The 7,870-nt window shown below is 55.0% G+C and carries 7 protein-coding genes and 1 pseudogene; 2 read left to right on the forward strand and 6 right to left on the reverse strand.

Going from position 1 to position 7,870, the window contains the following annotated elements:
- Nucleotides 1-305: 305 nt before the first annotated feature.
- From EI42_RS20155 to EI42_RS20180, 6 genes are all read right to left on the reverse strand, one after another.
- Nucleotides 306-836: an MmyB family transcriptional regulator gene (locus EI42_RS20155; RefSeq protein WP_111324441.1), complete on the reverse strand. Its 531-nt coding sequence runs from the start codon at nucleotides 834-836 to the stop codon at nucleotides 306-308.
- Between the two features lie 477 nt (nucleotides 837-1,313).
- The gene (locus tag EI42_RS20160) at nucleotides 1,314-1,799 is read right to left on the reverse strand and encodes an iron chaperone (protein WP_111324442.1); all 486 of its coding nucleotides are present in this window, start codon (nucleotides 1,797-1,799) and stop codon (nucleotides 1,314-1,316) included.
- Between the two features lie 169 nt (nucleotides 1,800-1,968).
- The gene (locus EI42_RS20165; protein WP_111324443.1) at nucleotides 1,969-2,436 is read right to left on the reverse strand and encodes a pyridoxamine 5'-phosphate oxidase family protein; all 468 of its coding nucleotides are present in this window, start codon (nucleotides 2,434-2,436) and stop codon (nucleotides 1,969-1,971) included.
- An 89-nt stretch (nucleotides 2,437-2,525) separates the two neighbouring features.
- Nucleotides 2,526-2,897, reverse strand: a complete 372-nt coding sequence (locus tag EI42_RS20170; protein WP_111324444.1) for a glyoxalase superfamily protein — start codon at nucleotides 2,895-2,897, stop codon at nucleotides 2,526-2,528.
- Nucleotides 2,898-2,968: 71 nt separating this feature from the next.
- Entirely contained in the window at nucleotides 2,969-3,184 is a 216-nt protein-coding gene (locus EI42_RS20175; RefSeq protein WP_111324445.1) for a hypothetical protein, read from the reverse strand.
- 199 nt (nucleotides 3,185-3,383) lie between these two features.
- Nucleotides 3,384-6,509 carry a DUF6788 family protein gene (locus EI42_RS20180; protein WP_111324446.1) on the reverse strand — a complete coding sequence of 1,042 codons (3,126 nt, stop codon included), beginning with the start codon at nucleotides 6,507-6,509 and terminating at the stop codon, nucleotides 3,384-3,386.
- A 731-nt stretch (nucleotides 6,510-7,240) separates the two neighbouring features.
- Here EI42_RS20180 and EI42_RS20190 point away from each other — a divergent pair.
- Nucleotides 7,241-7,504, forward strand: a complete 264-nt coding sequence (locus EI42_RS20190; RefSeq protein ID WP_111324448.1) for a hypothetical protein — start codon at nucleotides 7,241-7,243, stop codon at nucleotides 7,502-7,504.
- Between the two features lie 23 nt (nucleotides 7,505-7,527).
- Nucleotides 7,528-7,870 (forward strand): annotated as a pseudogene (locus EI42_RS20195) (RNA-guided endonuclease InsQ/TnpB family protein); the annotation flags it as partial.

A 7,870-nucleotide genomic window follows, 5' to 3' on the forward strand; every position in this document is an offset into this window, starting at 1 on the left:
ACACTGTTGATATGGTGCCGCAGGGGCTTGCAAGAGAAGCAGGCCCCCTTTCTTTTTTGGGCGTGGTCTCCCGTTGTGTTATCGGAAGCGTCACTACGCTACAGGCATTGCAAGATGCCGGGTTGGATCAGACGGTTCAGTGCTTTTACACGGTGTGGCTGCGGCGCCAGCATCTCTTTCTCAAACGTTGTTTGCCGTCAAATCATGCCTTTTAAAGAATTGATGAAGCTTCCTGGTCGTTTCTTCATCACCTGAAGATACATGACAGCGGACAGTAGAATGCTGAAATGTGGCCGTCTCAAAAGTCAGGTCGCCAAGTACGGGATGCCTGAGATGTTTTTGCCTGTACAGGCAGCGTGCACATTGTGTTGAGCCCAGAGCTTGCGAAAAACCGGACTGGCGTGTTGGAGGCGTTTGATACATGTTGAGATCTCAGGAGTGTCCAAACTGCGATTCACCCGGCCCCGAAAGACCTCCAGGATCTCTTGAGCATAGTGTTCCCTTTCGACAAAGAGGGTGATCTGCTCGCTCAAAGGAGTCTTTGTAAATAACAACCACAGTAGATTGCGCTCACTTTTGGGAAGTTTGCCAAAATCTTCAAAGACCATTCTGGCGGCATTATTCCAGCCCAGGATATCATAAGTACGTCCGGTGAGCAGGGCAGGCACAGCATTCAGCTCATCAAGTATGTGATGAGAGATGTGTTGTACCGGCTCTTCTGGCCGCATACTCTGCAGATCGGGGGCGGGTTGATGAGCAAGCGTAAAAAGATGCGCCCGTTCATCTTCAGTGAGCTGGAGGACGTTGGCCAGACTGGAGAGTATGCTGCTTGACACATGAGTTTGAACCCTTCTCCATGGAAGCCGTGAAAGGTGCGAAACATCTCCTCTGGTGTTCGCCATCGTCATAGCGATGAAAGCATGAAGCATGGGGTGCTCGATGGGGTTTGAGCGGGCCGTGTGTGCCGACTGCATGTCATCGCAGTGGTGGAGGCGAACCCCATATTGCTCCGAAAGCCGCCGCGCGATGGTTGACTTACCTGTTGTGTCGCTCTTTACCTGCTCCTTTCAGGTCGCTGACTCCCCCGATTTCGCAGATGCTTGTTTTTACCACAGCAGAAGCAGAGCCAGCAAGGAAACTGATAGAACCCGGGGAGTGAGAGAGCTTTCCCACTATGCAGTCAGTTAAAGAAACGGAGGGGAGAGATATGGATCCCTCCTCTCCACAGGCGAGCAACCTGGGCTCTCGCCTCCCCGGCAGCATGCTTGGAGCAGCAGAAGACCCTCGCGCGGGCTTCGTTGCAAGCCTCGCCCTTAGCTCACCGCTTTCTTCACAAGCTCGCTTATCCTCTCCTCTTCGGCGGCGGTCAACTCCTTGAGCGCGAAGGAGACCGGCCACATAGCGCCTTCGTCGAGATGGGCTATGTCGTTGAAGCCAAGCGTCGCGTACCTTGTCTTGAACTTGCTTGCGGGCTGGAAGAAGCAAACGACCTTACCATCTCTGGCATATGCGGGCATCCCATACCAGGTTTTCGGTGAGAGCTCTGGCGCATTGGCTTTGATGATCTCATGGAGCCGCGTGGCCATGACACGATCTGGTTCCGGCATCTCGGCAATCTTTGCGAGCACGTCGCTTTCCCCTTCCGCCTTATTCTTGTTGGCGCGTGCCTCTGCTTTCTGCTCTTTGGCGCGCTCCTTCATCGCGGCTCGTTCTTCCTCTGTGAAGCCCTTAGACTTCTTGTTGCTCACGGTCGTATTCTCAGCGGACTCCTGTGTGTTCATCTTTTCTGTTTTGCTCATCTCAATCTCCTTCTAATTGATCTGGGGTGAAAACCGTGCCATAGCGCGGTGGCGAACGTATCCTCTTCTCGTTGTATGTTGCCTCATATGGCCGCGAAGCTTTTGGAGGCGTTTCTTCAAGGGTGACGGGCTTACCAGGGATGTGACCTGCATTCGGCGCTTCTCATTGTCACCCGGTGATACTCAAGGGCTTTTTTTGCCCTTTCCAGCTTTTCCGTATTGGCTCGCCGGTATCGGAGTAGATCGTTGAAAACGCGCTTTCTACAGTCAGCTCGAATAAGATGTAATGATCCTGCGGCTGATACCCATATGTCGCAGCAAGTTCCCGCATCGCCGGATCATCAGTTAAAAATGCATGTCCTGTCAGGCAAAACTCTCCTTCACCACCATCATTGCTGCTTACCCAACAATGCAACATGTAGCCGGAACCTCGCTGTAAATCATGGCCCTTTGGAGATGTCGGTTCCATAAACAGGAGCAGATGCCCCTCGCCTATAATTGGCGTCACGGGATGAACGCGGGGCATTCCGTTCGCACGGACAGTTGCCAGATAGGCCGGGCCACTTTTCAAGCGAGCCTCGCCAAAGGCGGAGAGTTCTGGTTCAGCGAGCGCAAAATCTTGCCAGGACTGATTCATACTATACTCCTGATTTTTCTGTTTAACAGAGCATCAATCGGCGCGATACTGAAGCATGCGAGGCGCATCTGCACTGCACCTCGCAGTGACTAGGCCTGGACTACCTGCCACACGTTACCATCGGGATCCCGCAGGTCAAACCATTTGACGCCAGACCCCGGACCATACAGATCGTCCTTCACGTCGTTGACCTTAACGCCCTTTGCTTTGAGCTCGTTGTAGGTCGCTTCAACATCGGATGTCGCCAGGTAGAGCCGCATTGTACCAGGACGCATATTTCCATGCAATGTCGAGAGTGTCAGCGAGGCACCCCCTCCCGGGAACGCAAGTGTGACCCAGTGCTGTTCGCCTTGTCCGTAGTCTGTCGTGACCTCAAATCCCAATTGCTCCGCGTAAAAGGTTTTGGCCTTTGCCATATCGGTAACTGCCATCATCACCATCTGTATTTTTTCATTAGCCATGATCGAATCTTCCTTTCATTTGCCGTTAAACTGTGTTTTCTTCGTGTGAGAGTAAGGCATGCTTCACCTGCTCAAGCGTCCTTTGTCTGAGCTGTGCTCGTCTCAAGGGAGAGCAGCGTCAGACCGAGACGGACGATCTGGAGGAGCACTCCATGCAGCGCGGCCTGATCTGGCAGCGTCCCTGAGAGGAGCGTTGTTCCGGTCTCCTGTTGCTCGATGCAAAGTCCGCCAAAGCGGTCTTGCCAGGCCGGGTCCAGGTGTCCCTGAACTCGTATCTCGTAGTACATCTGTCTCCTCCACATTCTGCGCGTTTCACGGCCTTCAAGTTGTGTTCAGAAAGGCGAACAACGGAGGATCCTGGATCACCGTGTTTTCCTTTCCGCTGGTATAAAGAATAACAGAACGCGAGCGCTTCCACAGGAGCCAAAAGGATACCAAAGGGAGTAGGTGTAAGAGGAGAACGGTTCCCTGTTGGGAGGAATCCTGTTAGAGCAGGGAGCGGGCACGCGCCAGGGCCACTGCCTGAGTGCGGTTCGTGGCTCCCAGTTTGCTGAGCAGGTTACTGACGTGTTTTTTGACGGTGGGCAGTTCGATCACCAGGGACCGGGCTATGTCCTGATTCGAGGCTCCGGTGGCCAACAGGCGCAAGACATCCTGCTCACGCTGTGTAAGGGGAATGCCCGGAGTGGATGCCTTCCGGGCAGGGAGGGATGCAGATGCGAGAGAGGAGGGCGAAACCTGAGACAGGTGTGTGCTTTGTTGCACTTGCTCGAAAGTGGTCAGCAGCTTTGAGATGTAGGCTCTGGTGGAGGGGGCCACCTCATGCTGCTGTGAGTTGGGAGTTAGCAGTGTCTCAAGTGCCTGACGCATCGGTTCGCCTTCATCCAGGTACAGACGCAGGTAGCCCTCTGGTTCGGTCAAAGCGAACAGGCGCGTCGCGACCTTGCATGCTTGTTCGCTCTGGCCTGCATGGTGTAGCGCCACCATGGACTGAGCCAGATATGTGAGGGTAATCTTGCTGTTGGCCGAATGAATCAGCTTCTCGCGAAAGCGTTCTAGCTGCTCCAGAGCTTCTGTCCAATGGCGCTCTACAAAATATACCCGCATCACAATCGGGAAAGCGTCATACAAGCTGCGTTCCCATGCCCCTTCGGGAAAGACAATGCTCATTGCCCAGTTGGTTGCCTCTCTTATCTCTCCCCGAGCCAGCCACCACTGTGCTTGCATGATGGGCAGCCAGTTCCGACGGTGATACCCTGCCAACTGCTCAAACTCATGCAGTATTTGCTGGACAGCAGACAGATCTCCTCTTGCCTGCTCGACCTGCATCAGATGCATATATCCTGACAGGAGTAAATCACTCTGTTGCCAGGTGGTGGCATCTTGAATGACCATTCGCAGCCAGCCACGCGCCTCTTCCAACCGATTCCATTGATACAACACTCCTGCCAGGACATCCCTGAAGTACCCTTTGAGCAGGGTATAGCTCCCCGTCTGTTCGATCAGGTCGAGGGCGGCCAGACTCTCCTGATAGGCCAGGTGTAGCTGTCCCGCCTCTTCTGCCGCGAGTGCCAACCACTGTATGACTCTGATTGCCGCCAGGTGGCTTCCCGAGCGGCGGGCCTGCTCTCTGGCGTCGAGCAGTTGTGGTAAAAGCTTTGCTCTCTCTTGCCTGGCCGTGTAGTAGACGACGTTACAGAAGAGCGGGAGTATATGCCAGATGATCTCCTCGTCCTGGTCAAGCTCCTGCATCTCCTGCTGAAGGGCGGGCAGGCGCTCATACTCTGAGGCCGCTATTGCCTCATACAGGGCGATCCCCGCGCGTAACAGGCGCAGACGCCGATGCAGCAGGGTCTCCGAAGCGGGCTCGTTCGCTTGATGCTGCAAGGCTCCTTCGACCCGTATTATGAGCTGTCTCACTTGCTGGTGGCGACGTTCACGCTGCTCTTGGGTCGAATAGGTGACGGGGTGAAGGAGATAGAGTGCTGTAGTGAGTGCCAGGTGTGCGTGTTCGCGTACCACCGGATCAGGCAATGCCAGCACCCAGCGTGCCATTGTCTCCGCCTCTCCACGCAGCCAGAACTGTTCGATGGTCTGTTCCATCAGCCGCGCTGCTGTGGAGAAAGAAGCCCCGGCAAGTGCATGAGTAATGGCTTCAGACCACTGTCCTTCCGCCTCATAAAAGTCGGTAGCCCGACGATGCAAAAGCGGTACTATCTCTGGTTGGTTGTTATGGAGCGCCGAGAGCAGGGCTTCACGAAAGAGATCATGCAGCCGATAGGTGCGTCGCTCCTCATCCAGGGGCACCAGGAAGAGGTTCGCTCGTTCCAGCAACGTGAGCATGTGCTGACTGGCTGCTCTCGTTGGTGCAGCCGTGACGGCCTGGCACACACGTGCGTCCAGATGAGAGAGGATGGAGATGTGAAGGAGAAAGTCGCGCATATCGGGTGATAGGCGTGTCAGGATATCATCTTGCACGTAATCCAGCAGGTACCTCTGACTCCCGGTCAATGTTTCAAGGTACGTAGTGCGATCCTTACGCTTTTGCATCGTGAGCGCGACCAGGTGTAGCCCGGCAATCCAGCCTTCCGTTCGGCTCACCAGCCGCTGTACCTCTTCTTTTGAGAGTGGTGGCGAGAACATCTTGTCCACAAACTGCTGTGCTTCGTTCTCCTGAAAGCGTAGCTCGCTCGCACGAATCTCGGTCAACTGTCCGTGGGCTCGTAGACGCGCAAGAGGCAGGTCCGGGTCTACGCGGGTGGAGAGGATCAGATGCAGGTGCGCGGGCAGGTGCTCCAGGAAGAAGGCCATGCTCTGGTGAATAGCTGCTTCTTCTATCTCATGATAGTCGTCTACTATGAGGACAATAGGAACAGGATAGAGCTGCTGGCTTGCCAGCTCATGGAGAAGTACGGAGAGACAGGAGAAAAGCGGTGGAGGCTGAGGCGATTGTAACTGTGCTACGACGTTTTCTCCGAAGTCTGGTTCCAGGCAGGGGCAGCGACGCAAAGCCTCGATCAGCGCGACCCAGAAGCGTGTCAGACTATTGTCCAGTTCGTTCAGCGAGAGCCAGGCCACCTGTGTCTTTTTTTGTCGATGTGCCCAGACCGAGAGCAGCGTTGTTTTGCCCCATCCCGCCGAAGCGGAAAGCAGAGTCAGCGGTGTCGAAAGCGCCTCATCGAGTGCAGTCAGCAGGCGTTCACGCTCTACCAGGGCGCCTGGCAGTCGCGGCGGAGTAAGTCGTCCCGAAAGCACCAGCATCCCCTGATCGAGCGAATGTCCGGTTTTCTGCTCACGCAAGAGCGCCTGTGCCGTCTCCTCCAGTTGTAAGAAACCAAGATTCTCGGTCTGTCCGAGGTATCGCTTGCGGGTGCGGCCCTCTTTGGTCTGGTAGGCATACCAATACGCTCCCCCACGTGGTCGCTGTTCCTGATAGACATTGAGAGAGCCTCTTGCGCCATGGAAGGCAAAGGAAGTCGCCTCCTGGAGCCAGTCTAACCAGGCGGCTTCATCCGCTGGTTGAAAGCGATGCTCAAGCCGTCCACGAGTGTATAACTCATAGCAGCGCTGCTCTTTGGACCAGGTCAGGGCGTGAAGTGGTGCTCTGGGCATCGAACCTTCCTTCTGTCTGCATTGTTCCCGACTGCTCCCATTCCTCCCAACACCAGGAAGTATACCAGAGCGGTGGCTTACCGACAAGGCTCCCTCGCGACGTGTCGACCTGCCTGCTTCTTTGCGCGGATCGAAGCTCCCTACAGGTTGATACCCACCCTGATTTAGAGGCAATTACCAGGAAGTTCCAAAATCCTGAACGGATCGAAGCCCTGCAAGGGCGTTGGGTTCATGATCGCCCTCGGATTTGAGCCGTTCCAAAATCCTGAATAGATCAAAGTCCCCTGCAAAGCGAGGCATGGTGCTAGAAGCGTTCTCAGAAGCTGTTTTGTGAAGCAGAGCAAGATATTCCTCGCTGAAAATGGCGACACGATCCGTTTTCACGGTTTCCGGCCTGTTGCCAATCCTTCTCAGCTTGCTCCAGAGACCGGTTTCTTGCCTTCTCGTGGGTTGGGCGAGGCTGCGTGCTTGGAAATGGCATCACTTCTGGCCTCGCATGGATCTGCTTCCAGTATAGCTTGCGCGAGCTCGAAATGCAAGAGGGAAATACTGAAGCACGAAGCTATGTGTGCTGTAAGGGATCGTAAGCAGGGTTTGTGTGAAAAATTTGCTGCAAAAGGAGTTTGTCTTACACAGGGCAAGCAGGGCGTGTAGAGGAGAGCGGGTATAATGAAGAAATGGGTCAGGGGCAGTGCCTTTCTCCCTGGTCAGGTGTTGGGAAGGAGTGGAATATGATACAGAAAACACCGCACGATCAGAAAGACGATATTCCTGCGACACTCGAAGCCTTTGAGCGTCTCATCAATTGTGAGCAACCGTACCACTATGAACTCACGCGGTATGACCTCCGGACGCGATCCGGGATCATTACCAAAAAGCGGCAGAAGGCCGCTGGCTTCAGCCAGGGGGATGGATGGCGCAGGAAGCCAGCAGAGTCAGAACGTTCTCCTTCGCTTGACAGAAGACAACCGTTGTGCGAGAATACACGAAGATAGTGAGGACGAACAAGGAGCAAGGGATGCTAATTTACGAATACAAGCTCGATGGGTCGAAAGCGCAATTCGCCGCCATCGAGGAAGCCATCCGCACCACCCAGTTCATTCGCAATACGTGCCTGCGCCTCTGGATGGATGCACGTGGCATCTCCAGGAATGATCTGCAGCGGTATTGTGCTGTGCTGGCCAGACAGTTCCCTTTTGCGCTCTCCCTCAACTCGCAGGCCCGGCAAGCTGCCGCTGATCGGGCGTGGGCTGCCATCTCCCGCTTCTATGAGCATTGCAAGCAGAAGAAACCAGGAAAGAAGGGCTATCCTGCCGTTCCAGCACGATTGTCGCGGTGTCGAGGACAAGCAGACGGGCTGG

It is taken from the genome of Thermosporothrix hazakensis, from assembly GCF_003253565.1.
In the GTDB taxonomy this organism is placed as follows: domain Bacteria; phylum Chloroflexota; class Ktedonobacteria; order Ktedonobacterales; family Ktedonobacteraceae; genus Thermosporothrix; species Thermosporothrix hazakensis.